Source organism: Bradyrhizobium sp. LM2.9 (assembly GCF_054056555.1).
The window spans coordinates 7,466,668-7,492,312 of record NZ_JBSRYJ010000002.1; the positions used below are offsets into that span (position 1 = coordinate 7,466,668).

The 25,645-nt window shown below is 59.4% G+C and carries 15 protein-coding genes and 4 pseudogenes; 11 read left to right on the forward strand and 8 right to left on the reverse strand.

All coding sequences use genetic code 11. The features are described from left to right. Positions 1-386: 386 nt before the first annotated feature. From glmS to gmd, 3 genes are all read right to left on the reverse strand, one after another. Positions 387-2,213, reverse strand: coding sequence for a glutamine--fructose-6-phosphate transaminase (isomerizing) (gene glmS / locus ACVWW3_RS37910; protein WP_456651315.1), 1,827 nt, complete (start codon positions 2,211-2,213; stop codon positions 387-389). A gap of 220 nt (positions 2,214-2,433) precedes the next feature. Then, positions 2,434-3,411 (reverse strand): GDP-L-fucose synthase, encoded by a 978-nt coding sequence (fcl, locus tag ACVWW3_RS37915; RefSeq protein ID WP_456651314.1) that lies wholly within the window; start codon positions 3,409-3,411, stop codon positions 2,434-2,436. Further along, positions 3,392-4,477, reverse strand: a complete 1,086-nt coding sequence (gene gmd, locus ACVWW3_RS37920) for a GDP-mannose 4,6-dehydratase (RefSeq protein WP_456651313.1) — start codon at positions 4,475-4,477, stop codon at positions 3,392-3,394. Before gmd ends, fcl begins: the two co-directional genes overlap by 20 nt. A 436-nt stretch (positions 4,478-4,913) precedes the next feature. On the opposite strand from gmd, the gene ACVWW3_RS37925 reads away from it, so the two are divergent. From ACVWW3_RS37925 to ACVWW3_RS37960, 8 genes and pseudogenes are all read left to right on the forward strand, one after another. After that, positions 4,914-5,198 carry a hypothetical protein gene (locus ACVWW3_RS37925; RefSeq protein WP_456651312.1) on the forward strand — a complete coding sequence of 95 codons (285 nt, stop codon included), beginning with the start codon at positions 4,914-4,916 and terminating at the stop codon, positions 5,196-5,198. A 3,715-nt stretch (positions 5,199-8,913) separates the two neighbouring features. Further along, entirely contained in the window at positions 8,914-9,114 is a 201-nt protein-coding gene (locus ACVWW3_RS37930) for a hypothetical protein (RefSeq protein WP_456651311.1), read from the forward strand. Further along, positions 9,111-9,530, forward strand: a complete 420-nt coding sequence (locus tag ACVWW3_RS37935) for a DUF7694 domain-containing protein (protein ID WP_456651310.1) — start codon at positions 9,111-9,113, stop codon at positions 9,528-9,530. Before ACVWW3_RS37930 ends, ACVWW3_RS37935 begins: the two co-directional genes overlap by 4 nt. 585 nt (positions 9,531-10,115) lie before the next feature. Beyond that, the gene (gene bioB / locus ACVWW3_RS37940) at positions 10,116-11,099 is read left to right on the forward strand and encodes a biotin synthase BioB (RefSeq protein WP_456651309.1); all 984 of its coding nucleotides are present in this window, start codon (positions 10,116-10,118) and stop codon (positions 11,097-11,099) included. A 50-nt stretch (positions 11,100-11,149) separates the two neighbouring features. Then, complete coding sequence (gene panD / locus ACVWW3_RS37945; RefSeq protein ID WP_456651308.1) at positions 11,150-11,503, forward strand: aspartate 1-decarboxylase; 354 nt, start codon at positions 11,150-11,152, stop codon at positions 11,501-11,503. Positions 11,504-11,589: 86 nt separating this feature from the next. Beyond that, positions 11,590-12,744 carry an 8-amino-7-oxononanoate synthase gene (locus tag ACVWW3_RS37950; RefSeq protein ID WP_456651307.1) on the forward strand — a complete coding sequence of 385 codons (1,155 nt, stop codon included), beginning with the start codon at positions 11,590-11,592 and terminating at the stop codon, positions 12,742-12,744. Between the two features lie 9 nt (positions 12,745-12,753). Continuing rightward, a complete protein-coding gene (gene bioD / locus ACVWW3_RS37955) occupies positions 12,754-13,374 on the forward strand; it encodes a dethiobiotin synthase (RefSeq protein WP_456672448.1) in 621 nt (206 codons plus the stop codon). Next, positions 13,371-14,644: pseudogene (locus ACVWW3_RS37960) on the forward strand (adenosylmethionine--8-amino-7-oxononanoate transaminase). The gene bioD and the pseudogene ACVWW3_RS37960 overlap by 4 nt, the downstream one beginning before the upstream one ends. 667 nt (positions 14,645-15,311) lie before the next feature. Here the strand turns inward: ACVWW3_RS37960 and ACVWW3_RS37965 are convergent. Then, positions 15,312-16,013, reverse strand: coding sequence for a hypothetical protein (locus ACVWW3_RS37965; RefSeq protein ID WP_456672474.1), 702 nt, complete (start codon positions 16,011-16,013; stop codon positions 15,312-15,314). Between ACVWW3_RS37965 and istA the strand changes: the two are divergent. The 3 genes and pseudogenes from istA to ACVWW3_RS37980 all read left to right on the forward strand — a co-directional run. Beyond that, positions 15,895-17,392, forward strand: a pseudogene (gene istA, locus ACVWW3_RS37970) (IS21 family transposase). The gene ACVWW3_RS37965 and the pseudogene istA overlap by 119 nt on opposite strands. 11 nt (positions 17,393-17,403) lie before the next feature. Further along, positions 17,404-18,147, forward strand: a complete 744-nt coding sequence (gene istB / locus ACVWW3_RS37975) for an IS21-like element helper ATPase IstB (protein ID WP_334518610.1) — start codon at positions 17,404-17,406, stop codon at positions 18,145-18,147. 257 nt (positions 18,148-18,404) lie between these two features. Beyond that, positions 18,405-18,827: pseudogene (locus ACVWW3_RS37980) on the forward strand (3-methyl-2-oxobutanoate hydroxymethyltransferase); the annotation flags it as partial. A 465-nt stretch (positions 18,828-19,292) separates the two neighbouring features. Here the strand turns inward: ACVWW3_RS37980 and nolL are convergent. The 4 genes and pseudogenes from nolL to ACVWW3_RS38000 all read right to left on the reverse strand — a co-directional run bounded on the left by nolL (position 19,293) and on the right by ACVWW3_RS38000 (position 25,609). Further along, positions 19,293-20,415: pseudogene (nolL, locus tag ACVWW3_RS37985) on the reverse strand (nodulation factor fucose acetyltransferase NolL). 1,085 nt (positions 20,416-21,500) lie between these two features. Further along, a complete protein-coding gene (ectB, locus tag ACVWW3_RS37990) occupies positions 21,501-22,763 on the reverse strand; it encodes a diaminobutyrate--2-oxoglutarate transaminase (protein ID WP_456651304.1) in 1,263 nt (420 codons plus the stop codon). 1,199 nt (positions 22,764-23,962) lie between these two features. Continuing rightward, positions 23,963-25,149, reverse strand: a protein-coding gene (locus ACVWW3_RS37995) for an IS3 family transposase (RefSeq protein ID WP_247350894.1) whose coding sequence is annotated in 2 segments (ribosomal slippage) — positions 23,963-24,897 and positions 24,897-25,149 — 1,188 coding nt in all. Because the reading frame shifts where the segments join, the coding sequence is not laid out codon by codon here. A 70-nt stretch (positions 25,150-25,219) separates the two neighbouring features. After that, the gene (locus tag ACVWW3_RS38000; RefSeq protein WP_456651303.1) at positions 25,220-25,609 is read right to left on the reverse strand and encodes a response regulator transcription factor; all 390 of its coding nucleotides are present in this window, start codon (positions 25,607-25,609) and stop codon (positions 25,220-25,222) included. Positions 25,610-25,645: the final 36 nt, after the last annotated feature.

A 25,645-nucleotide genomic window follows, 5' to 3' on the forward strand; every position in this document is an offset into this window, starting at 1 on the left:
TACTGAGGGGGAGGAACATAGCGGGCCTCCCCAGCGATAACGGGCATTCATTTGGATCGATCGAACAGGATCATCTGGCTTCCACGCCGTATGAAAAACCTGGATGTTCGTCACGAATTATGATCCAGGTCCAAGCAATCGGACTGCCATGATAAGTCATGCGCGACTCCTTGCTTGCCGGAGGCAACGCCACGCCAGCCTCGCAACCTGATTGGCCATGGATTTTGCACATGAGTCTCAGCCTCCGTGAGCAAGGGCTATGAACCGGCACAAACCATGCGGTGGCATCGGGCCAGGAGCCGGGCGGCACATCGTAATTCGATCTGACCGAGGCTTGTGTGCATTCGAAATCTGACCATGATAATTCCAGGTCGCGCCACCTTGCCTTATTCGACGGTTACCGATTTCGCGAGATTTCGGGGTTGGTCGACGTCCGTACCCATCAGGATGGCCGTGTGGTAGGCCAGAAGCTGCACCGGAATCGCATAGACAATCGACGTAAATGTCGTACCCATCTCCGGCAGCACAATCGTCGCGAGTGAATCCATGGATACCTCTGCGGCTCCCCGAGCGTCCGTTATCAAGATAATCTTGCCGCCGCGTGCGGCAACCTCCTGCATGTTCGAGATGGTCCTTTCGAACACCCGGTCGCAGGGAGCAATGACGATTACGGGAACGCTCTCGTCGATCAAGGCGATCGGGCCGTGCTTGAGCTCTCCCGCCGCATAGCCCTCGGCGTGAATATAGGAGATCTCCTTCAGCTTCAGTGCCCCCTCCAGGGCGAGCGGAAACGACGTGCCGCGACCAAGATACAGCACGTCACGCGATTTGGCGATGTGGCGTGCGAGCTTCTCGATCTGCGGCTCGCTGGCAAGCGCCGCTGTAACTAGCCGCGGAATGTCGATCAGCGCTCGCACGAGATCGACCTCGTCGCTCTCCGGCAATTCACCGCGCGCCTTGCCAGCAGCAACCGCAAGCGCCGCCAGGACGACCAGCTGGCATGTGAACGCCTTGGTCGAGGCAACGCCGATTTCAGGTCCGGCGAGTGTCTGCAACACTGCCCCGCTTTCGCGCGCAATGGTCGAACTCAGTACGTTCACGATCGAGAGAGTATGCAGGCCTTGCGATTTGGCATAGCGGAGCGCGGCCAGCGTATCGGCCGTCTCGCCGGACTGCGAGATGAAGATAGCAAGATTTCCCTTGCGCATCGGCGCCTCACGATAGCGAAATTCGGAGGCGACATCGAGCTCGACCGGAATACGAGCCAGCCGCTCGAACCAGTATTTGGCGATATGGCCGGCGTAGCCTGCCGTACCACAAGCCGCGATCGAGATATGTCCAATCTCGTTGAAGTCGAACGGAAGCTCCTGCGGCAGTGCCACGCTCTCGGTGGCGATATCGACGTAATGCGCCAGCGTCTGCCCGATCACCTCTGGCTGTTCGTGGATTTCCTTCGCCATGAAGTGGCGGTAGTTTGCTTTGTCGACGAGAACCGACGACGCGCCAGATTTCATCACCTCCCGGCGGACAACCGTGCCTTGTGCGTCGTAGACCACGCTGAAGTTGCGGTTGAGCACAGCCCAATCGCCGTCCTCAAGGTAGGTGATCAAGCCGGTAAGGGGCGCGAGCGCGATGGCATCCGATCCGAGATACATTTCGCCTTCGCCATGCCCGATCGCGAGTGGTGAGCCCTTCCGCGCACCGATCATGAGGTCGTGTTGACCCTTGAACAGGATTGCAAGCGCAAATGCGCCGACTAGCCGCGGCAGCGACGCTTTTACTGCCTCCTGCGGCGAGCAGCCATCCTTCAGATAAAAGTCGATGAGATGCGTCACCACCTCGGTGTCTGTTTCAGAGGCGAAACAGGCGCCATGCTGTTTTAGCTCCGCTCGCAGCTCGCGGAAATTCTCGATTATGCCGTTATGGACGACTGCAACATTGTCCGTTGCATGCGGATGAGCATTGTGCTCCGTCGGCTTGCCATGAGTAGCCCAGCGCGTGTGCCCAATCCCGACATGGCCTGAGAGCGGATGGCAGCGAACGCGTGTCTCAAGGTTCCTCAGCTTGCCCTCGGCGCGTCGAAGCTCGATATGGTTTCCTTTGAGCGTCCCGATGCCCGCTGAGTCATAGCCGCGATATTCCAGTCGCTTCAGTGAATCGATGAGACGATCTGCGACCGGACCGCGCCCCAAGATGCCGACAATTCCGCACATTTGATCAGTTTACCTCAAGTTCAAAACAGACCCTCGCGCAAAGGCGCGCGCGACCAATTCGCTCGCTATAGTTATCGGCCAGTCTAGCCGTGCCTGACCTTCATCGGGCACGCGGCACCCGGAGGTGCGCGAGCTCCAAGCAACACGTGGAGCCCTGTCGAATTCACCGGAAGATCCTAAAGCAACTGTCTGGCAATCGCACAATGAGCGCCGTCAGCAGTTAGCAGCCGCATGAGTCTCTCGTTTTGTCCGATGTACCCGATACCGCCAAGAAGGCCTGGTAGGTCTGCCGCATTCCATCTACAAGCCATGTCCTCGCGCGCCAGCCGAGGCTGGCGAGACGACTGACGTCGAGCAGCTTGCGCGGCGTGCCGTCGGGGCGCGAGGTGTCGAAGGCGATCTCGCCGCCGTAACCGACGACCTCAGCCACGACCCGCGCGAACTCGGCGACAGTGATGTCCTCGCCGGTGCCGATATTGACAAGGTCCGCGCTCGAATAGCTCTTCATCAGGTGCACGCAGGCATCCGCCATGTCGTCGACATAGAGGAACTCGCGCCGTGGCGTGCCGGTGCCCCACACGGCAACGCTCTTTGCGCCCGCGACTTTGGCCTCGTGGAAGCGGCGGATCAGCGCCGCAACGACATGGCTCAATTCGGGATGATAATTGTCGCCGGGGCCGTAGAGATTGGTCGGCATCACGCTGATGAAGTCGCTGCCATACTGGCTGCGATAGGCTTCCGCCATCTTGATGCCGGCAATCTTGGCGATCGCATAGGGCTCATTGGTCGGCTCGAGCGGGCCTGATAGCACCAAATCCTCGCGCAGCGGCTGTGCGGCCAGCTTCGGATAGATGCAGGACGAGCCCAAAAACATCAGCTTTTCGGCGCCGTTTTGATGCGCGGCCTGGATCACGTTCGCGGCAATCGTGATGTTGTCGTAGATGAACTCGGCGCGCAGCGTGTCGTTGGCGACGATGCCGCCGACTTTTGCGGCGGCGAGAAAGATCACTTGCGGCCGCGTTTTCGCGAACCAATCGAACACGGCGGCCTGGTTGCAGAGATCGACCTCGCGCCGATCGACCGTGACGAGCTGCACGTCCTCCCGCGCGAGCCGGCGCGCAATCGCGCTGCCGACCATGCCGCGATGGCCTGCGACGTAGACGCTTTTGCCCTTCAGCTCAAACAGTGCGCTTGCCATGGGCCGCCTCCCGTTGTGCTTCCGCCAGATCGCTTGCGGTCATCTCCTCGACGAGCTGGGCAAAGCTGCGCTTCGGCTTCCAGCCGAGCACCTGATGCGCCTTGCTGGCGTCGCCGACCAGGAGATCGACCTCGGTCGGACGGAAATAGGTCGGATCGATCTTCACCAGCGTCTTGCCGCTCTTGGTATCGATGCCGGTCTCGTCGACACCGGCGCCGCGCCATTCGATCCGGCGGCCAACCTGCGCAAAGGACAGCTCGACCATCTCGCGCACCGAGCGCGTCTCGCCGGTCGCCAGCACGAAGTCGTCGGGCTTGTCGGCCTGAAGGATCATGTGCATGCCCTCGACATAATCCCTGGCATGGCCCCAGTCGCGCTTGGCCGAGAGATTGCCGAGATAGAGCGTCTGTTCGAGCCCGACCTCGATACGCGCGACGCCGCGCGTGATCTTGCGGGTGACGAAGGTCTCGCCGCGGATCGGGCTTTCATGGTTGAACAGGATGCCGTTACTGGCGAACATGCCGTAGGCTTCGCGGTAGTTCACCGTGATCCAGTAGCCGTAGAGCTTCGCCACGCCATAGGGCGAGCGCGGATAGAACGGCGTGGTCTCCTTCTGCGGGATCTCCTGAACGAGGCCGTAGAGCTCGGAGGTCGAGGCCTGGTAGAACCGGGTCTCCTTCTCCATGCCGAGGATGCGGATCGCCTCGAGCAGCCGCAGTACGCCGATCCCATCGGCATTGGCGGTGTATTCGGGGCTCTCGAAACTCACGGCGACATGGCTCTGGGCGGCGAGATTGTAGATCTCGGTCGGCCGGATCTGCTGCACCAGGCGGATCACATTGGTCGAGTCCGTCATGTCGCCGTAGTGCATCAGGAACGGCACGTCCCCGAGATGCGGGTCCTGGTAGAGATGGTTGACCCGCGCAGTGTTGAATGAGGACGAGCGCCGCTTGATGCCGTGCACGACATAGCCGAGCGACAGCAGATGTTCGGCGAGATAGGCGCCGTCCTGTCCAGTCACGCCGGTGATTAGAGCGACCCGCCGTTTGCTCTCTTGGTTTGACAAATCGTTGCTCTGCGCAGGCTAATGTCGGTTCCCGATCGACGACGTCAATCGCGTCTGGCCTCTTCGAATGCGGAAGCGTCACGCTCTCGAACTGCCGAGTTCTGAACTCTGTATAGGCATTGCATCAATCGCTCAACTGTACGGAGGTAACCTTCCACATCGAAAGGGTTTTGAAGGACTATACGAAAGTTTGTTGTCTGGAAGATTTCGCTCGGGCTTCGTCAAGCGTTTCTCTATTGCGTGGGTGCGACTAATGAAATTGCGGCGCGGATGGGAGGTAAGCAGACCCGTTTGGCCACGAAGCGTTCCACAGTCCCTGCGTGGTCAACTCGCGCGTTGAGCCAGCGAGTTTCCCTCATTTCGTGTCCTTGCCTAAGAGTTTTCCAGTCTTGCTGTTCATCCAGTGCAATCGCGAGCAAGCCGGGCAAACAAAGCGTTGAAATTCGTTCTCTGTCGCGCAGTACTTATCATCATCGATCCATCTCTGGACAATCAACTTGATGATCTGGCAGGCAAAAGTGAAGGCGCGCATACTGTCTCTGTGCTGTTTGAGTTCACAGAAAAACGCTGCATGAACGAGGCCAGTGCTATATGGGATCTCAAGGGGTTTATCGCGACGATCACTGTGCCCTGTGCCCCCGAAGGACGAATTCAGTGCGAAAAGCATCTGCGGTTCATTGCTCGCGAGTGGCCACGGAACCAACAACAATGGTGCGTCTAGCGCGCGGACGATATGGCTCAGAAGGTCAGTGCTCGGTTCGGCGACCATTCCGCCGGGGTCTTTTCCGCGCTCGCAAGCATGTCTTTGGACCGGCGGTACTATGACCAGGCAAAGCCCGCATGTGCGTGAACAAGCCGCCTTGAACACGTGCCGCTGTCATTGAAACTGGCGGTTTGCTGGTCCCGAGCGCCCCTTCTCTTATCGATGCCCGCGGCAAAGTCCCGGTTCTTGAGCAAGCTTTGGGGACACCAGCCTGAGCTGACGGATCAACTGCGTTCTACTTCGATTATCACATTTGAGTTGCAGCCTCTCGGCAGAAAGAAGTCGGATGAGCTGCTCGTGGAGAGTGGATCCGGGCCTTTAAACCACGTGCTCCCCGCTGGAATGCGCCGAAAGCAGCGTAAGTTTTAGAGGCGCGCCCTCGAAATGGATCGCCGGCTTATCGGGTTCGAAGGCGGGTGTTGCCCTCAATCGAGGTGCCGAGATCAATCTTCAGTCGCTCGCGGGTCCAAACTTCCACATCATTTCTGTTCCAAGGCGCTCACATGAGCTTGTCAATACTCGTTCGTCAGGTCTTGATGGGCCTCATTGCCTGGATCGGCGTTCGACCCTGGGGCAATCGTCAGGCCTGCACGTCGAGCAGACCCGGCTCGCGGATCTATCGGCAGCTCTCTTGCTCCCGCGTTGACCACTGCCCATGCCTAGCAATTGCGCGCGCTCATCTCGAATCTGGTCATCTAGTCTGCTTTCCTTCAACGACGCTGCGTCCGTCCGACCATGGCCTGACGTGCATTCGGGAATGGTGCCAAGCGCACCATGATGACAGCTTTTGGCGAGGTCCCGTCACAACGGGTTCGCCGCACATATAGGCGGTTCCAGGATCGCCATTCTTGAAGCCAACAATGGCCCGGCGTTGGCCCTCACAGTGATCGACGAGCAAGACCCTGTTGGATCCATCGGGTCCTCTCACATGACCGCTCCCGAGATAGCGCATCCATCTCGCGGCGGCTGGTTGGGCACTCAGTGCCCGCAAACGTATTTCGAAGCCTCCAAGGCTGGACTGGTGCTTCTTACATGTGGGCGATCTTGTCTTCATACGGGCCGGTGATCTGCGTGGACAGGACAGAAACAGCGTTCTTCGGACTGAGCGCGATCCTCAGCCGCTTTGGCAGAAAACCGCTCATCGCAAGCGACCGGCCTGCTCCGCTTTTAGCACAGGAATTCTGAAGCGACCGAACATTGGTGCTTCCTAGCTGGGCACTGTACAATGTGACGCTACGTACGATTCAATCCCCCTGGGGGCTTATCGCGTGAATATGTCGAACTCGTATTCGTTTGCCAGGAGCCAGCCGCAAGGCGAGGAGGGCGGGCGGCGCTTCACCAAGGCAGTTGGCTTTCGGTATTCGTCGTCTGCGGAACGCGCAGCTCGGGTCCGCTCGAGTGTGCGCGCATAGCTACACCCAGCTGTGAGGCTGCTCGTCGCTGGCCACGAGTGATCAAGCGAATCAATCGAGCTTACTTGAATGTGTGGATAGGAGCTGCCTCGGCGCCGGAATCCATCGTCCATGGCTAGAATGCTCTGTCGAGTCTGTGCGAATTGGCTTTGTCTATCCAGCCGAGCTCTCCCGCTGTCACCATCACAATGGGGCTGCTTCCCGGGAGTTGTCGGTGCCGCGGCGGCTGAGCAGAATAGGAAACGAGATCAATCGGCAGCGCGTTAACCTGGTCAATGAGCCAAACTCCCGTCAAGGCACCCAGCAGTGACTTCGCCGTTCTAGATAACTTTGAACTATGGACCTCGAAAGGCGCCGTCAGGTGCAGGCCACGCCGGGTTGATCATCGCGGGTCCGATACTTGTGGGAAGATCTGCCGGGCGTCACGTTGGAAGCCCGCGCCTAAGCCGTACCCAGCCCTGGTCCGTTGAGAGCATCGCGGCTCGGGTCCAGATTGGCGCGTTTGCTACAATCGTTGTTGGTATCAAAGAGTTGCTATGGCGACTACTCCAGGTCGGCCGGGGGAAAGACGGCGGTTTTGCAGGCAATCAAATGGCTGTTGGAACGAGCGGCGCAGTTGGCCATGCTCTCTGATGGGCGGGCGGGGCCTTGTAGCGGCGCCGATCGGCGTTCCTCCCATTCATCTTGAGGCGCTAGCGATTGTTAGGCCGGCATTCTCCAGCACATCCAAAATCCTGTCAGCCACCGCCCGCGGATCGCGCTGGTCCTCTATGCTCACGTTACAGGCCAAGGTAGCTGCGATGATCGCGTGCGCTGTTTTGCGCTGGAGGCAATCGTACTCGGCATACTCACCGCAAATATTGCACTTGATCACTGGTCGGCCGCTCCAGGGATCGTGCATTGCGATCTCGCACCAGTTATCTGTGTGACATTTCGGACAGAGCATAGATCGAGATTTCCTTGTGGTCTGACCTCGCGCTGGTCATCAGTTGAACGACTGCTTGGTAGCCAAAGCTGCAGAAGTCATTGCTACTGCGGAGGCCGTGTTGCCCGGTCTTTGGATACGAAAAACATGATGGAGGCGGCGACGGAGGCAATCCAGGCGCGGGCGTTCTGCAATCTGGGCGCCAAATGACACACTCGAAATTGTGTCGGCCGGAAGCTGTTGTACGGCCAAGCACGCTCGCCAGCTGTAAGAAGACCCTACAATCTGACGCTACGTACGATTCAAGCCCTAATGTCGAGAGTCGCGCATTTCGCGCCCCTCGCCGCGCTTGCTGCGAGCGGCTTGTCGCATCTCAGACATCAACAGAGCGGTCGGCAGATAACGGCAAATGAGGTGCTTTTGCGAAAGCCAACCTACGGTATCTTACGTAGGGCATGTGTCGCATTTTCTTGATCTAAAAATTGCATTGTCTTCCGTATGAAGCAAAAAAAGCTGTTCTCAGACGCCAAACACTGGCGAAGCCGTGCTGAAGCGACGCGAACAAAAGCGGAGTCGCTCGAGGACGACACATCCAGATGCAGGCTCATCAAGGTCGCTGAGGAATATGATAAGCTGGCTCGCCTCGCGGAGGGGCGGCAAAGAAATGAGGTTGACGGGCAGTTCTGATCGCCACCGGACGGACGGTTGCACCGATCGTCAACGCGTTGGACCGCGGCGCGGGTGTCTCTGCGTTGGAGCTCACAGCCCGCTAGGGCTGAACTGCGATACTGCGTCATGCGGTAAAGGCCAATGGGCGAGGCTGCTGAACGAGTGCGGTCCGCGCGTGCGAGCCTCTGACCATGAATCCATTCTGAGTCACGGTTGCCGGCCACATAGATGACGCATTGACGGTGTCTCAGGCGGCAAGCCGGCTAACCGCTAGACATGAGAAGGAATGAGATGAAAGCCCACCGTCAGATCGTCTAATTAAAAGCCTCTCGCTCGATGAACTGGCGAGGCAATGGCGTCGCTATGCATCATGTGCTGAAGCCAGCGACGTGTGTTTGGGTGACAAAGTAGCCGGTTCGCCGGATCATGCCATGCGAATTGGCTTCCGCCGCCATTTTGGCTGTGAGGCGTTCAGTCGAATTCTGGCATCTTGCACCAAGCACGGCTAGCTCAACGCCATACGTTGCGGACTTGCTCAGGCGAAGAGGCGAGCAGAAGCTCCTGCTGGCACGGCTTGCTAAGACAAGCCATCATCTGCGCAGATTGTCTGCATGAGGCCAAGTTCGCAACGAAGGCGCGAATGACAAGAAGATTGAAGAGAGATCAGATGTCGAAAGACAAACCCAAGAACTTCCCGGTGAACGATGCGGACAAACCGATGTTCTTCATCCAAGTAAGTTCGGTGCAGATGATCAGCAGTAGTTGGGGCTGCCCATGCCAGGGTACCAGCCGTTCGATGTACGAGTCGGACAACACGAGTGGTGCCGGATGCAACTCTATCGGCCAAAAGAAGAAGGAGGACGCATGAGGAAGCAAGGTGTAGAAAGACTCGAAGCGGGGCGCGTCCGCGATGGCCGATTCGCCACCGCACCGGGGTCTGGTCCTTCCGGTCTCTTCTTCGTGCAGGGGCCTTGTGGCTGCCAACTCAAGATCGTCGGCTTCGTCCGTCCGGGATGGGAGCATGTCTCTGTGTCGACGCCACGGCGATCTCCAAACTGGCAGGAGATGTGCTTCGCCAAAGAGATGTTTTGGGATGAAGAGGAATGCGTGATGCAGCTGCATCCTCCTCATTCGCAGTATGTGAACAATAGTCGCTACTGCCTGCATCTCTGGAGGCCGACCGGTCAGGTCATTCCGATGCCTCCGGCAGCCTTCGTGGGCATCGTCGGGCTCGGGCCGTCTGAAGCGGCAATTCTGTTTGCGCAGATGAGTGCGACCTCTTAGCGGATCTCCCCCCGTCGATGCCAAGTCGGGCGGCGGCGACGTGATCGAGAGTCCAGCAGAGTTGCTCACCACAGTCAGGGGCGACGAGCGCAGCGGTGAGCGAGCCTAGGCGGCCACAGGCCCGCCAAGGGCGCGGGCCGCTACTCTGCGCCCAGAGCCCAACCGGCTGCGCTTCTGAAGGCGGCGGGAGGCAACGCTCGCAGAGTCGGCTCGTCCGGGCCACGTTTTTGTGCGGAATGTGACACGCATAACCACACCCTCGAGGAATCGGCCAGGTCAGCAGATTCGTCGATCCGTTATACACGGCGCGTGGCCAAATACACTTGTATCAGGAGAGGCTCCTACGGGGCGCAACTACCGTACGCATCGGCTAGTTACCCGAGTGAGGTGCGTCGAGGAGCGTTGTTGCGCCTGCCTCGACCCTGCGAGGAAATCCTGCATGAGGGGCGGCGAGTAGCCTGAAATGAGCGCCATGCTCGCGCAAATCGGCGATATTTCTCGTTCAATACAGGGCAAGAGTGTTGCTTTGCGGAGCTACGCACGACGGTGTCGTCGGTGCGATCGAGTGAGAATCTTGGGGGTGCTGTGGAAGTCGAAGGCAATAGCGGCCGCGACGGCGCGCCGGTCCGCCGCGACTGGAAACGTGCCGAGGCGGAAGGGGTTTACGCGCAGCCATTTGCCGAGCTCCTATTTCAGGCCCAGACCGTTCATCGCGGCAATTTTGACCCAAACCACGTCGAAACCGCAAGCCTGCTCAGCATCAAGACCGGCGGCTGTCCTGAAGACTGCGCCTACTGCGCACAGAGCGTGCATTACGGCACTGGCCTGAAGGCGACTCGCTTGATGGATCGCGCTGATGTGGTCGCCGCCGCGCGGCGCGCCAAGGCGGCCGGGGCGAGTCGCTTCTGCATGGCCGCGGCGTGGCGCAGTCCAAAGGACCGCGACCTCGATAAAGTCTGCGACATGATTGCCGCCGTTAAACGTATTGGCATGGAGACATGCGTAACGCTCGGCATGCTCACGCCAAAGCAAGCCGCACGGCTCGCCGACGCCGGCCTCGACTTCTACAATCATAACGTGGACACTTCGCCGGAGTTCTACCGCAGCATCATCACTACCCGGACCTTGCAAGATCGGATCGACACTCTTACGCGCGTGCGCGAGGTGGGGGTCAAACTCTGCTGCGGCGGCATTATTGGCATGGGTGAGCACGTCGATGACCGTCTCGGCATGCTGGTACTGCTCGCCAGTCTTCCCAACCATCCGGAAAGTGTACCGATCAACCTGTGGAACGAGGTGAATGGCGTGCCGGTGAAGGTCACGGCGGACCGTCCCGATCCGATTGCACTGGTGCGCCTGGTGGCGACCGCGCGGATCATGATGCCCAAGAGCGTCGTACGGTTGGCCGCCGGGCGCCAGTACATGACTGATGAACTCCAAACCCTATGCTTCTTGGCGGGTGCGAATTCCATCCTTGTCGGCGATGTGTTGCTGACTACCAAAAACCCGCAACTTGACCGTGATGCAACTTTGTTAGCCCGGCTCGGCATTACGTCTGGACTCGCTTAAGCCATCAGAACAACGGCGTGCTGCGCGCAAGCCATTAGCGTAGGTAAGAAATGCAGATTGTCTTGATGAAGGGAAAGATTCATTGCGCCTCGGTAACTGAATCCGATCTGCACTTTGAAGGCTCGATCTCGATTGACCGCGCACTTTTGGACGCGGCCGGTATCCTGATTAACGAACGCGTCGAACTCTGCAACCTCGAGACGGGGGCGCGCTTTGCAACGTTTGTGACAGAAGCGCCACAAGGGTCCGGCACGGTAGACGTGAACGGTGCGGCGGCGCGACTGACGATGCCCGGCGATAGGATAAGTATCGTTGCATACGTCTCACTTGACGAGGCGGATGCAAGAGTCTTCAGGCCGCGCATTGTGCTGGTTGACCGACAAAATCGCATCGTGCCGATTTGAATCCAACAAGCTAACCGCGTGAAGACCCTATCCTTGGCGGCCAGTTGCGAGTTTTGCGGCGTCCATCCTTGCTCAGCGAGTGAAGAATGATTTCCATCATTGCGGGTAAAGTCGCCAGGTATGCGGCAGGCTTAGATGCGCTTAAAGACGACGACCGCCTGCGGAGTCTCGGGCCGCGCACCGGGATTGACTTTTCATCCAACGATTATTTGGCGCTGGCGAGCGCGCCGCGCATGAAAAAAGCCATCGTCACCGCGCTCGAAGCCGGTACTCCGATCGGAGCCGGCGGATCACGGCTTCTGCGCGGCAACTGCGAGGAGCACGAGTGCCTCGAAGCAGCAGCGGCGCGGTTCTTCGGCGCGCAGGCCGCGCTCTTCTTCGGCGGTGGTTATATCGCAAATTTTGCGGTGCTGACAACGTTGCCGCAACGGGACGACCTGCTCGTCCTTGATTCCCTGGTTCACGCCAGCATTCACGAAGGGGCACGAGCTGGCCGAGCCGCGTTTCGAATCAGCGCCCATAACGACCCGCAGGTTACCGAAAGCGCAATTTGCGACTGGCGTGCCGCGGGCGGAGCGGGGCAGGTCTGGATCGTAGTCGAGAGCCTCTACAGCATGGATGGCGATTTCGCACCGCTTGAAGACCTGCTCGCGATCGCGGACCGGCACGATGCGTTCTTGATTGTGGACGAAGCGCATGCCACCGGTGTTTACGGCGAGCAGGGGCGAGGGCTCACAGCGCCCTACGAAGGACGCGAAAATCTCCTGGTTATTCATACCTGCGGCAAGGCGCTGGGAGCTGCCGGCGCGCTTGTCACCGCCTCTGGCGTGCTGCGCGACTTCATAATCAATCGCTGTCGCCCGTTTATCTTCGCGACTGCCCCTTCGCCGTTGATGGCGGTGGCCGTACGGGAGGCTCTGTTGATCCTGCAGGAGGAGCCGGAGCGCCAACAGCGGCTGGCGAAGCTTGTCGCGTTCACGCATCGGGAGATGGTTGCGCGAGGCGAGAGAAGTCCTTCGAACTCGCAGATCCTGCCCCATATCGTCGGCGAGAATGCCCGGGCCATGAGGCTGGCGTCCGCGCTCCAGGCTCGCGGATTTGACATCCGAGGAATCAGACCGCCAACGGTGCCGGCCGGCACGGCCCGTTTACGAATTTCACTGACGCTCAACGTGGAAGAGGATGAGGTGCGTGCGATGCTCGATGCCCTCGCTGAGGAGACGAGGGGCGGATCTCGATGAGTACAGCGGATCGTGGTGACCGGCACAGATACAGGAACCGGCAAAACTGTCTTTTCGGCAGGCCTTGCCCATCTTCTCGGCGCGAATTATTGGAAACCAATTCAGGCCGGTGTTGAAGGAGAGACCGATAGCCAGCAGGTCGTACGACTGAGCGGTCTTCCGGCCGATCGGATCGTTCCGGAGCTTTATCGCCTTAAAACGCCCGCTTCCCCGCATCATGCCGCCGAACTAGACGGAATTCGCATCGACCCCGATTCGCTCGTCCTGCCGCATACCGGGGAGCGACCGCTCGTCATCGAAGGCGCTGGCGGGCTGATGGTGCCGCTGAATTCTAGTGCACTCTACATCGACATCTTCGAGCGGTGGCGACTTCCCGTCGTGCTTTGCGCGCGCACGCTACTCGGGACCATCAATCACTCCCTGCTCTCGATAGAGGCCTTGCGAAAGCGCCAGATCGACATTCTTGGGATCGCATTCATCGGGGAAAGAAATGCTGAAACTGAGAGCGCAATTTGTGACATCGCGCGGGTGCGTTGGTTAGGACGGCTGCCCTGGATTTCTCCTTTGACGGCAGACAGCCTGCGGGGTGCCTTCAAAGGCTCGTTTGTTCCCGGCGATTTCAAACCATGAAGCCAAACCAGAGGTGGCCAATTTGGCATCCATTCACGCAGCATGCTCTTCACAACGAGATGACCAGGGTTGTGCGTGGTGACGGTGCTTTTCTCTACACTGCGGATGGTCATCGAATCATAGATGCAATCTCATCCTGGTGGGTCGTCACTCACGGCCATTGCCATCCGCAGATCGTGAGCGCGATTCAGGAACAGGCCGGCAAGCTGAACCAAGTCATTTTCGCCGGCTACACGCATGATCCGGCCGAGGAGGTCGCTCGGCTCCTTTTGAAACTCACACCCCGAGGCTTGGACCACGTGTTCTACTCGGACAGTGGCTCAGCCAGCGTGGAAGTCGCCTTGAAGATGGCGCTCGGTTACTGGCACAATATAGGCGAACGGCGAACACGCATCGTTGTCATGCAGCACTCCTATCACGGGGACACGTTCGGTGCGATGTCAGTTGGTGCCCGCGGTGTCTTCAATGTGGCGTACGGACCTCTCCTGTTCGACGTGACCTCAATCCCGTTCCCTGCGAGCGGTCGTGAGCGGGCGACGCTTGACGCGCTTGAATCAGCATGTCGGAACGAAAATCCCGCAGCCTTTATTGTCGAGCCTCTGGTGTTAGGGGCAGGCGGAATGCTGATGTACCCAGCTTGGGTGCTAAGAGAGATGAAGCGGATCTGCGAGGCGTCGGACGTACTGTTCATTGCCGATGAGGTCATGACGGGCTGGGGCCGCACCGGCACAATCTTCGCCTGTGAGCAGGCCAATGTTGTGCCAGATATAGCTTGCTATTCGAAGGGTCTCACGGGAGGGGCACTGCCGCTCGCGGTGACACTCTGCCGGGCAGAGATTTTCGATGCCCATTATTCAAAAGACCGTAGGCGCACATTCTTTCACTCGAGCACTCGAGTTCGTATACGGCAAATCCGGTGGCCTGTGCCGCCGCCAAGGCTAACCTGGATCTGTGGAAAGACCAGGAATGTCACCGGCGCATCGCTGCGGTCGCAACCATGCAGGAGCAGGCAATTGAACCATTCCGCGCCGATCCGCGCTTTGCAAACGTTCGCCGTAGCGGCACCATCACAGCACTCGATCTGAAGACGAGAGATACCGGCTATCTCGCAGGCACCGGCCCGAGGCTTCACGCCTTCTTTAAAGACCGTAATCTCTTGCTGCGCCCACTCGGTAATACGATTTATGTGATGCCGCCATATTGTGTAACAGCAGGTGACCTGGACGAAATATATGAAGGCATCTGTGACGCTGCCGATGCGCTGGCCTGAAGACGCGCGCGGCAGCGCAAGATCAAGGATCCGAGAGCCTTGCCATCGACCTACGAAATGGACGATTGTGACCTCGCATCTGCAATGTGGGTGCTGCCCGTCGGGCGAGATCGCGGGCTTCGCCGGGCCGTCCACAGTGTCATCGCGCGTTCGGTTTCAGTCCGATCGGGTCACCGCGATTGGTTGCGTGTTCATCTGTGTGGATGCCTGCGCGAATTTGGTACATGCAGTTATGCGTCCATGGGTGACGGCCTGTTGCGGAAGTTCCGCCGCTCTTTCGATTAGAAGAGATTGCCTGGGCGGCAGGTCTTATCAAGCATCTACGGACGCGAAGATGCTGGATACGTCATCCGCATTCCGGAGTTTGCGGCAGCCGTGCACGCGCTGGTGCATCTTTCCTATTTCCCTCGCCTGGGTCCCGGTCGTTTGCGGAGCCTGCAGTCCGCCGGAGCCGCGGCTTTAAGCGCCATAAGCCCATCCTGGTCAGCAGCGAGAGGTAATGGACATGCCGCCTTAAGGGGCTGACAGCGGCTTTGACACGTAGATCGCAGCCTCATCACATCCACTGTCGCCGCTCGCGTGCGTCGTCTCCAGGCCGCCGTTTTGACGCGCAGAATGTTTGGATGGTCAGTCCAGAACCACCGCGCAGAGGACATCTTGAAAGATCTTATTTGCTGACCGCCCAATCATTGGAAACTTTGTGCTTCCGACTTCTCAGTGACGCGCCTTTTCGGCTATTGACAGATACCTTTCGCTCTTCCAAGGGGAAGGCCATTTCCAGAGACATGCGGGGCCGGATCAGATCGACATGAGCCGCATGTCGCAGCTGTCGGTTGAACCCGTCACGATTCCAGTTCTGCAACGATGCAAGGAGGAAACGCGCGCCATCGTCATGACCACGGCTTATGATGCGGTAACGGCCCGTATCGCCGATCCTGTTCTCGACGTCATTCTTCGGCGATAGCGTCGCCAACGTATGCCTTGGGTTTGATGATCGCTTTACCGTGCTGATTCCGCTCGATGTCGCCCACCATTCCGGAATGATCTCGCCCACCGTTCCGATTTGATGTCGCCCGCCGTTCCGAGATGATCTCGCCCACCATTCCGGGATGATGTCGCCCGGGGTGACGAGGCCTCTTCTGGCTCCGCTACGGTCCCGCCTTTCGGCTTTGCGAAGGGGGACCTGGATGCCGACGGAGAGGTTTGCGATGCGCCATGTGCGCGAGGTGATCAGATTGAAGTCGGCCGGGATGCCGACCCGCGAGATTGCGCGGCGGGTCGGCACGGCCCCTTCGACGGTGCGGTTGACGATCCGCCGGTTCGAGGCGGCGGGGCTGACCTGGCCGTTGCCAGACGACGTCACCGACACGGTGCTGGAGGCCCGGCTGTTCGCCAGCGCCGGAGCCGGTCCGGGCACCCGGCGGGGCCATCGGCGGCAGGCCGAGCCGGACTGGGCGGCGGTGCATCGCGAGCTCAAGCGCAAGCACGTGACGCTGTCGATTGTGTGGGAGGAGTACATCGCGGGCGAACCCGGCGGGTATCGCTATTCGCGGTTCTGCGAGCTCTATCGGGCCTGGGAAGGCCGCCTGTCGGTGACGATGCGGCCAGTCGCATGCGGCCGGCGACAAGCTGTTCGTCGACTATGCCGGCGACGGCGTGCCGGTGGTGATCGACCGGCTGACCGGCGAGCGGCGCGCCGCGCAGATCTTCGTCGCAGTGCTCGGCGCATCGAGCTTCACCTACGCGCAGGCGACCTGGACGCAGGGCCTCGCCGATTGGATCAGCGGCCACGTCGGTGCCTTCGAGGCGATCGGCGGCGTGCCGGCGCTGCTGGTGCCGGACAACACCAAGGTCGCCGTGATCAAGGCCTGCCTCTACGATCCGCAGATCAACCGCAGCTATGCCGACATGGCGGCGCATTACGGCACCGCCATTCTGCCGGCCAGGCCGCGACGGCCACGGGACAAGGCCAAGGTCGAGCAGGCGGTCCTCATGGTTGAGCGCTGGCTGCTCGGGCGGCTGCGCCACCGCACGTTCTACAGCCTTGCCGAGGTCAACGCGGCGATCGCCGAGTTGCTGACCCGGCTCAACGAGGAGCGGCCGATCCGGCGGCTCGGCGTCACTCGCCGCAAGCTGCTGGAGGAGATCGACCGGCCGGCACTCCAGGCCTTGCCGGAGAGCCCTTACGTGTTCGCTGAGTGGCGGATCTGCCGGGTCAGCATCGATTATCACGTCGAGATCGAGGCGCATTATTACAGCGTTCCGCATCGCTTCGTCCGCGCCGAGGTCGAGGTGCGCTTCACGGCCCGCACCGTCGAGATATTCCACAAGGGTGAGCGGATCGCCGCGCATCAGCGCATGAGCGGCAACCACAAGCACACGACCGTGCCGGAGCACATGGCATCCAGTCATCGGCGCTACGCCGGCTGGACCATCGAGCGCATCCGTAGGGACGCAGCCTCGATCGGGCCGGCGACCGCGGCGCTGTGCGACCTGATCCTCGACGAGCGCGCGCATCCGGAACAGGGCTTCCGCGCCTGTCTCGGCATCATCCGGCTCGCCCGATCCTACGGGCACGAGCGGCTCGATGCCGCCGCCATGCGGGCGATCGATATCGGCGCGCGCACCTACGGCTCGGTCAAATCGATCCTCGCCAACAATCTCGATCGGCGTCCTTCACCCAAGCGCTCCGCGGACGACGCGCCGATCCTTCATCCCAACATCCGCGGGCCGCGCTACTACAATTAGGAGATCTCATCTTGCTTACCCATCCGACCCTCGATCAGCTCCACGCGCTCGGCCTTCACGGCATGGCCAAGGCCTTCGCCGACATCGAAGCCGGCGGCGACGCCGCAAGCCTCGGCCACGCCGAATGGCTCGCGCTCCTGCTCGAACGCGAAGCGTCATTGCGACGCGACAAGCGGCTGTCGAAGCGGCTGCAATACGCCAAGCTGCGCCAGGAGGCCTGCGTCGAAGACATCGACTACCGCACTCCACGCGGCCTCGACCGCAGCCTGCTGACGATGCTGGTCGAAGGCCGCTGGATCGATGACCACGCCAACCTGCTGATCTGCGGGCCCTCCGGCGTCGGCAAGAGCTGGCTCGCCTCAGCGCTCGGCAACAAGGCCTGCCGCGACAATCGCTCCGTGCTCTATCAGCGCGTCCCGCGACTGTTCAGCGATCTGGCCTTGGCGCGCGGTGACGGCCGCCACCCCCGCCTGCTGCGCGCGCTCGGCCGCGTCGATCTCCTCATCCTCGACGACTGGGGCCTCGAGCCGCTCGACGCCGCGGCCCGCCACGACCTCCTGGAGATCCTCGAGGACCGCTACGGCCACCGCTCCACCATCGTCACCAGCCAGCTTCCCGTCGATCAATGGCACGCGCTGATCGGCGACCCCACCTACGCCGACGCCGTTCTCGACCGCCTGGTCCATAACGCCCACCGGATCGATCTCAACGGCGAGAGCCTGCGGCGAACCCGTAAGCCCGGCCGAAAGGCCTGAGCCCGTGGCCCTGTGGACATGCCGCTGCGCTTGGACAACGCGAAGGGCGTTGCCCACATGCCCACAGCAGGAGTAGCAAAAAACAAGTCCTTCGAGCCGCGATTCAAGATTGACCACGCGGCTTCGCGATGCCAGAAACCAGACAGCCAGAACGCCTCGCGCCCCGAGCGACATCAAATCGGAAGGGTGGGCGAGATCATCTCGGAATCCTGGGCGAGATCAAATCGGTACACCCGGGCGAGATCATCGGAATCCGCACTTTACCGGTCAGCATGGCGATGATGGATCACCACCTGGACGTGGTCGCGCGAACAAGGCCTGGCGCCCTGCTTGTAGCTGACATGCCGTTTCTCAGCTTTCATCTCAGTTCCGACGACACGATACGCAACGCTGGAGGCGCCCTGCAGCATGGCGCAGACGCCGTCAAGCTTGAGGGCGGGGGTAAGCGTGTCGAGATGATCCGAGCCTTGGTGAGTTGCGAAATTCCCGTGATGGGCCATCTTGGTCTCACGCCACAAAGCGTCAAACGCGATGGGTGGCTTCAAGGTACAAGGTCGGAACGCGGACGATGCCCTACGTCTGCTTGACGATGCGCGCCAGCTACAGCAGGCCGGATGCTTTGCTCTTGTCTCGAAGGCATCCCGTCCGAGCTCGCTGCGCGAGCGACTGAATCTCTGAGCACAACAGGCTCGCGATGAGCAATCGCATCGCCATCTCATCGAACAAAAGCGGCTTGCTCGTTGCCGAGGGCCTTTTACTTCGGGCAGCTGCGGGCCGAGACGGAGATTCGAACGACTGGGACGTCTCGGGTTCAGTACGGCACTCGAAGAAACATCCCGCCGAGTGTGATTGGATTAGGTTCGATCGCCAGATCTGGGTCGAAACCCGGCGGCTAGACGACTGGTACAGCGAAGCTAATCTCACGACAGTCGATCTTATTTGGATGGACGCAATGGGCTGAGTTCGCCGGTGCCATACAAACCCTGAGCAATACACGCTCCGATGGGGTTGCTCTTATGCCGATCACCGGCTCGACCGGCGGCACGCCGTCCCCGCCGGATCTAGGTTCGAACGCTATTCCCGCGGCGTCACAAATCGATGCTATCGCAATACCCTGCCGTACTCAAACAATCAAATGCATACAGCTAGTTCATTGCAGGTTTGACTTCCGGAAGACCTGAGCGTGGCGGCATTCCAAGGACGAGCTGTGACAGATATGGAACGCCGCGAACAATCGAGCGCACCGTTAGCGCGATCGCAATAATCGCGGCCCCGAGCATACCCGCGATGATCAACCGGGTCGTGAGATTCCAAAGTTCTCCGAACTGTACGAAATCCATGAGACGGAACACGGTACCCTGGACCAGATAGAGCAGCAGCGTGGTCTGGCCCAACTCCACAGCGATAAAGCGGGCCATTCGATTTGAACGGCCAACGCTCCAGCATTGCAGCAGGAGTTCGATAGCGATTGCTGAGGCGGCTGCAGAGCCAACAAACATCAGAAGCACGTTTTTAGCCGACCGAGAATCGTGAATTACCCCAAGATTATTGTAGACATAGGTGTCCTTGCCCCAAGCTAGAAAGCATACGCAAGTCACTATCGAGAGAAACAAAATCAGGAGCGGCTTGTGATGTCGCGATGTACTCGTCCATCGTTCTCTCGATTGAGCAAGCAAGAAGCCGAAGCAGAAGAACGGGTAAGTGAATCTGATCAGGGGTGATATGGACAATGTCAGAGGCGCGAGTGCGACCAGTATGGCTAAACCAGAGATGACCCACGATTGGTGGTTGAGCTTGGTAGAAATCTTGAGGAGAAGATAGGAAACAAACGTCGCCCAGATGAACCAGTATGTGCCAGTGAAATCGTCTACAAATGCCAAAAGTCCGCTCGTTAGGCTGGTCGCGCGCCACAATGCCGCCAGCTTAGCTGTCTCCATGAACGTCCACCAAAACAGCATCGGCAGCAAGAGCTGCTTCGCACGGTCGCTTGCGGCTCGAGTGAACGACTTTTGCAGCAGCGATCGAGAAGAAAGATATCCGCTTATCGCCATAAAGAGTGGCATGTGAAACATATAGATCGATTTGTAGTACGGCGAATACCCAAAACCCGTCGTCTCGGTAGATGACATACTGAATCAGGTGCCCAACGATCACCAAAACAATGAGCGCACCTTTCGCGAAATCTAAGCTTAGATCTCGATCGTGTGCCTCTGTCGTGCGCGAGCTCGGGGCGATCGTTCCAGTCGCGCGTAGCAATGTATCAAACATCTAGATATCTGTTGTTGATGAGCCGGCGGCCCGATGTCCGCTTCTTCTGCCTCATTTTTGATCCAAACGAAAGGTCATGGCGGGAGTTTTTGGAACGGGAATAAGCTCAGCTGTTAGGCCTTGAAGATGGAGCTGGCCGAGCGTCTCTGGATGCCTCGCGGAACTTTGCGGCAGAGCAGATATCTAATTTAAAATGCTGGTGTAGCACTACGGACACGGCATACTACTTGCAGGCGCGGCTCTGGGAGGAAGACTGTCGCGCTCAGTCTCCCACTCAGCCCGACGCATCTCAGACCCGGCAGGTGCGTCGGGCTTCTTCGGTTGGCCCAGCATAGTTCACCTTTGGTCCGTCACCTTCGCTTGCCGCCGAGGCGCTCACGCCAAATATGGGCTTCTGATAGCTGAACTCGGCACTCGCACTTCCGCAAATGGTTCGTCTAAAGGCCCGGTCGCCAGCCAATCAGCCGGTGTGATATCTCTCGTCATCGCGTTGCTGTCCTTTGCGGAATCAGCACCCCGAGCCTACCGGCTCAAGGTGGACAACGCCGACCTCTTCAGAAATTCAATAGAACCCGGGACATCGCCACCGCGCGTTCGTTGACGGCTTTCGTCGCAAAGCCGGCGGCCGGAGTGATTGCTGCTGCATCTATGCTGTAAACGGCTCAGCCTGGATCGCTGCTGCACAATACACGGTCCTAACAAAGCCCGCACTCGTGCGGCTGGGCATGTGGCCACCAAGAAGGCATACTACACCATTGGACTCCATTCCGCACCAACGAGCTCACCTTGGCAAACCTCAGACTGGAAACTTAGATAAGCCAATTCGACCAGAGTCGCTCGCGATTGCGAGGTTCTATGGTCAAAGGTGCTGCTCGCACTCACGTGTTGTGGATCGAGGAGGGCAGCAGGTGTTCTCCGCGCATCAGCCGACTCGGCGGATCACAGATAGTGTTGGCCTTCAGGCTCCACCTTCATGATCATGGCCTCAAAACTCCCGACCATTTCGGCGGCAAGTGAGGACTCACGCCAGTGACTTGTGCGGCGATGCGGTCGCTAGCAACAGTTGCTCTCGTGTGCCTACAAGTTTAGCTTGCAAGGGCTGAATTCAACGTTTCGGTCAATGACTCCTCGAAGATGTCTAGGCCTTGTCCCAACGTTTCTTCATCGATCGTAAGTGCAGGCAAGAACTTTACAACTTGATCGGTCGGTCCGCATCGCTCGATAATCAATCCCTTCTCAAACGCTCTATGTGACGTCGCCTCTGCGATTTCGGTCGTTTTGCAATCGAATCCGCATACCATGCCCCGTCCACGAACAGCAAAGTTGTTTCCGTGCTGGTGCGCGATGGCATCGAGTCGACGCCGCATAAATGCGCCCAAGCGTCGGACCTGTTGCGAGAACGTCTGGTTGCGCCAATACAGATTCAAAGCCGCTTTGCCAGAAACGAGTGCAAGGTTGTTTCCTCGAAACGTCCCCGTGTGCTCGCCTGGTTCCCATGCGTCAATCGCTTCTTTGATCAGGAGCATCGATAGTGGCAAACCGTACCCACTTAGCGATTTCGACATTACAACAATGTCTGGCGACAACGCAGCGAACTCGAAACTGAAGAACTCGCCTGTACGGCCACAGCCCATTTGGACATCGTCAACTATGAAAATAGCTCCGACCTCTTTTGCCAAAGCTTGAATTGACTGCAACCATTCCTCACCGGCGACGTTAATGCCTCCCTCTCCTTGCACGGTTTCGACGAGAATGGCGGCTGGAAGATCAGTGCCACTGCTGTCGTCCATTAAGACCTTCCGCACGTAATCCGCCGCACTGTGAGCGGAGCCAAGATACCCATCATAGGGCATGAACGTTGTGCCGGATAAGGGAATGCTGCTGGCTTTGCGGTAAAAGCGGTTACCGCTCGCGGCTATGGCTCCCAAGCTTTGGCCATGGTATCCATTCGTGAAAGAAATGACGTTGTGACGTCCTGTGATCTTACGCGAGAGCTTTAGAGCTGCTTCAACAGCGTTAGCTCCCGTAGGCCCCGTAAATTGAAAGCGGTAGGAAAGATTCCGTTCACGAAGGATGACAGAGCTAAAGGTCTCCATGAATTCGATCTTTGCTGGAGTGGCCATGTCCAAGCCGTGGACGACCCCATCCGACTCCAGATACTCGCTGATTGCCGCTTTGATCTCCTGATTGTTGTGGCCATAGTTTAGCGCTCCAGCGCCGGACAGAAAGTCGATGACCTTCCGGCCACCCTCTGCGAACATAATCGACCCGCGCGCCCTGCTGAACACAGCAGGAAAGGAACGTGAGTACGAGCGCACGTTGGACTCTAGCATTTCGACTGTCTTCATTCTGCGTGCCCCGTGTCCTCCAACCATGTGGTCGTCTCCTCGACAAGAGAATCTGCCCGACGAACAAGCGCGCGGCCAACATCGTATAGGATTGGCAGACCATGAGCACGTGGTTCCGGCGCCTCTCGGCGTCCTTTGGGCTATGCGTAGCGCGCCTGAAAATCAGCTCCAACGGCTTACCTGAGAACCAGGCGGAGCAAAGCTACTATGTCTAGTAGTTTCGTCCCCATCCAGCGACGGCCCCCCGGCTAAGTCGTCTTTCGCGGGCAGGTTTGCTTAGCCGCGCGCGATCGAAGAATTTGCGCATACTGCGCGGTTAGCTTGGAAACGGGGAAGTATGTGGGCCGAAAGTGCATCGCGACCAGAGGGGCCGATGCGCTACCGCCGACGGCGGAGCCCGCCAACCGGACTTGGATGCTCACGCTCACGGCGAGTAGAAGGGACACGGCCGCCGCGGATCTGGCCCGGTGCGCGGACTTATCGCGCGTCCAGAGCCACCGCTTTGGGCCTTGCGTTTGGCCGGGACGGCGCGGGAGAGTGGTCGGCGTGGCTTGAGATCGCTTCGACCAGTGGCATTTGTGTTGCCCTGCAACGGATGCGTAGGTTTTGGGTGCCTCGGCCCGCCGAAGGGTTGCTGGGAGCGAACGCAAGTTGGCGAGTTTGGCGTACACCACTCGATCCTTCGAAAGCCCAACATCGCCATAATGCGGCCTTTGTGGCTTTTGTGAATTCCGCAGCGATCGTCTCGACCGACTGCGTGATTCGGCCGCGATCGCCGCGTCTTTCCTCCCGCAAAAAGGGTGCCCGACCTATCTGGAACGGTCGCACAAGTTTTAGGTGAATGTTTTTTTTCGTAAGGAGGTCGTGCCGACAAGCCGCTGCCGTGGCACTTTCGCGCTAAGCTCAGCAAGGATCGTGGCACTGAACGTAGGGGCGCTCCTTCGTTAAAAGCGAGGAGGGCCTCGCCTCGTCTGATTGCGCGTCATACCAGAGGCGCCTTGTCAGGAGCGCGACGTTGCAAGTGCTTCAACCAGATGCCGAAAGTGCAACAACAGCGACAGGAATGCGGCAAGATCCAAAGGCGAGGATCGCCACTGGCACGCGGTAAGCACGGGCAATCGCGCATTGATCGACATCGCAAGCGCCGCGCCGGTGCGGCTTGGTCCAGACTGCTTCCCCATTGACCTGCCTCCGAAGTTTCATCCAGTGGCGATTAGAGCCTCAGCGGATGTTACGCCGTTTGGCGCGGGGTGAGCAACGTGCGATCGGCGGAGCTGGTCGGGGTTGCGCAGCCGGTCGCACGTTGCGGTGAGGTTGGCGGCATAGGCCGCAGGCGTCAGGTAGCCCAGCGAAGAATGCGGGCGTTGGCTGTTGTAGTCGGCGGCCCAAGCGGCAATTCTGGCCCGGGCGTGATCGAGGCCTAAGAACAGAGTTTCGTTGAGAAGCTCGTCGCGCATCCGGCCGTTGAAGCTTTCACAGAAGCCGTTCTGCATCGGCTTTCCCGGTGCGATGAAGTGCCAGGCGATCTGGTGGTCTTCCGACCAGGTCAGCATGGCGTTGCAGGTGAACTCGGTGCCGTTGTCCGAGACGATCATGCCAGGCTTGCCGCGACGGGCGATCAGCGCCGTCAGTTCGCGCGCCACCCGCCGTCCCGGGAGCGAGGTGTCGGGGATTGCCGCCAGGCATTCCCGGGTCACGTCATCGACGATGTTCAGGATCCGGAAGCGGCGACCACTGGCGAACTGGTCATGGACAAAATCCAGCGACCAACGGGCATTCGGCCGAGCCTCGACCAGGATTGGCGCCCGAACACCCACCGCGCGGCGGCGGGTCCGGCGCTTGCGGACGCTGAGGCCTTCCTCCCGATAGAGACGGTAGATTCGGTTTAGCCCGGACGGCTCGCCATGTTGGCGCAGCAGGACGAACAGCCGGCGATAGCCGAAGCGCCTGCGAGCATTGGCAAGCTCGCGCAATTGGACGCGCAGTTCGGTATCCGGCGGCCGGCACGACCGATAGCGGATCATCTTGCGGTCGGCGCTAACGATTGAGCAGGCCCGCCGCTCTGACAGGCCCAGTTCGGCCTGCAGATGCGCGACAGCCTCGCGCTTGGCGACGGGCCCTACCATTTTTTTGACAGAAGCTCGCGCAACGCGGCGGCATCCAACATCTGCTCGGCCAGTAGCTTCTTCAGCTTGGCGTTCTCGTCCTCAAGCTGCCGCAGCCGCTTGGCCTCCGAAACGTCCATCCCGCCGAATTTGGCCTTCCAATTGTACAGCGTCCCTTCCGAGATGCCGTGCTTACGCGCCAAATCGGCCGCCTTCGCACCGGCCTCATGTTCGCGCAGCACACCGATAATCTGTTCTTCCGTAAACCTGGCTCGCTTCATCTGTCCGTCCTTCAGAAGGCCGGACTCTAACTTCAACCGGAGGAAATCGGCAGGGGCAGGTCACCATCCTTCACGCGTTCGATCCACCACGATACTCGCGAAGGGCTTCATCGACGCAGGCGATCAACTCCAGACCGGCAAAGGGTTTGGCAAAAAAGCCGGTTACGCCGGCGCTCAACGCGCGGGCTCGTGTGCGATCATCTGCGAAGCCAGCCATCAGGATGAAAGGCGCAGCGTGGCCCTGGGCCCGCATCTGTTCCAAAAGTTCAAAGCCGCTCATCATGGGCATCTGCACGTCTGCAATGACGCAGGACGTGTCCCTCAATTGAGACGAGCGCAAGAATTCCTCAGCCGATGCAAACGTACGAACGATGTGGCCCTGCGATTTCAAAAGGTTGTTCAGTGCGGCACGAATCGAAGGATCGTCGTCGACAACGGAAACAGTTGAATACCTAGACAAGACGACCCGTTCTTAGTTGTGCGAAAGCGCTGGCCG

What these genes read in the sequence shown, in the direction of transcription:
- ACVWW3_RS37930 (WP_456651311.1), top strand. Translation starts at nt 8,914, where the DNA reads ATGTCGAAAGACAAACCCAAGAACTTCCCGGTGAACGATGCGGACAAA.
- ACVWW3_RS37935 (WP_456651310.1), top strand. Translation starts at nt 9,111, where the DNA reads ATGAGGAAGCAAGGTGTAGAAAGACTCGAAGCGGGGCGCGTCCGCGAT.
- ectB (WP_456651304.1), bottom strand. Translation starts at nt 22,763, where the DNA reads ATGAAGACAGTCGAAATGCTAGAGTCCAACGTGCGCTCGTACTCACGT.
- ACVWW3_RS37950 (WP_456651307.1), top strand. Translation starts at nt 11,590, where the DNA reads ATGATTTCCATCATTGCGGGTAAAGTCGCCAGGTATGCGGCAGGCTTA.
- fcl (WP_456651314.1), bottom strand. Translation starts at nt 3,411, where the DNA reads ATGGCAAGCGCACTGTTTGAGCTGAAGGGCAAAAGCGTCTACGTCGCA.
- glmS (WP_456651315.1), bottom strand. Translation starts at nt 2,213, where the DNA reads ATGTGCGGAATTGTCGGCATCTTGGGGCGCGGTCCGGTCGCAGATCGT.
- panD (WP_456651308.1), top strand. Translation starts at nt 11,150, where the DNA reads ATGCAGATTGTCTTGATGAAGGGAAAGATTCATTGCGCCTCGGTAACT.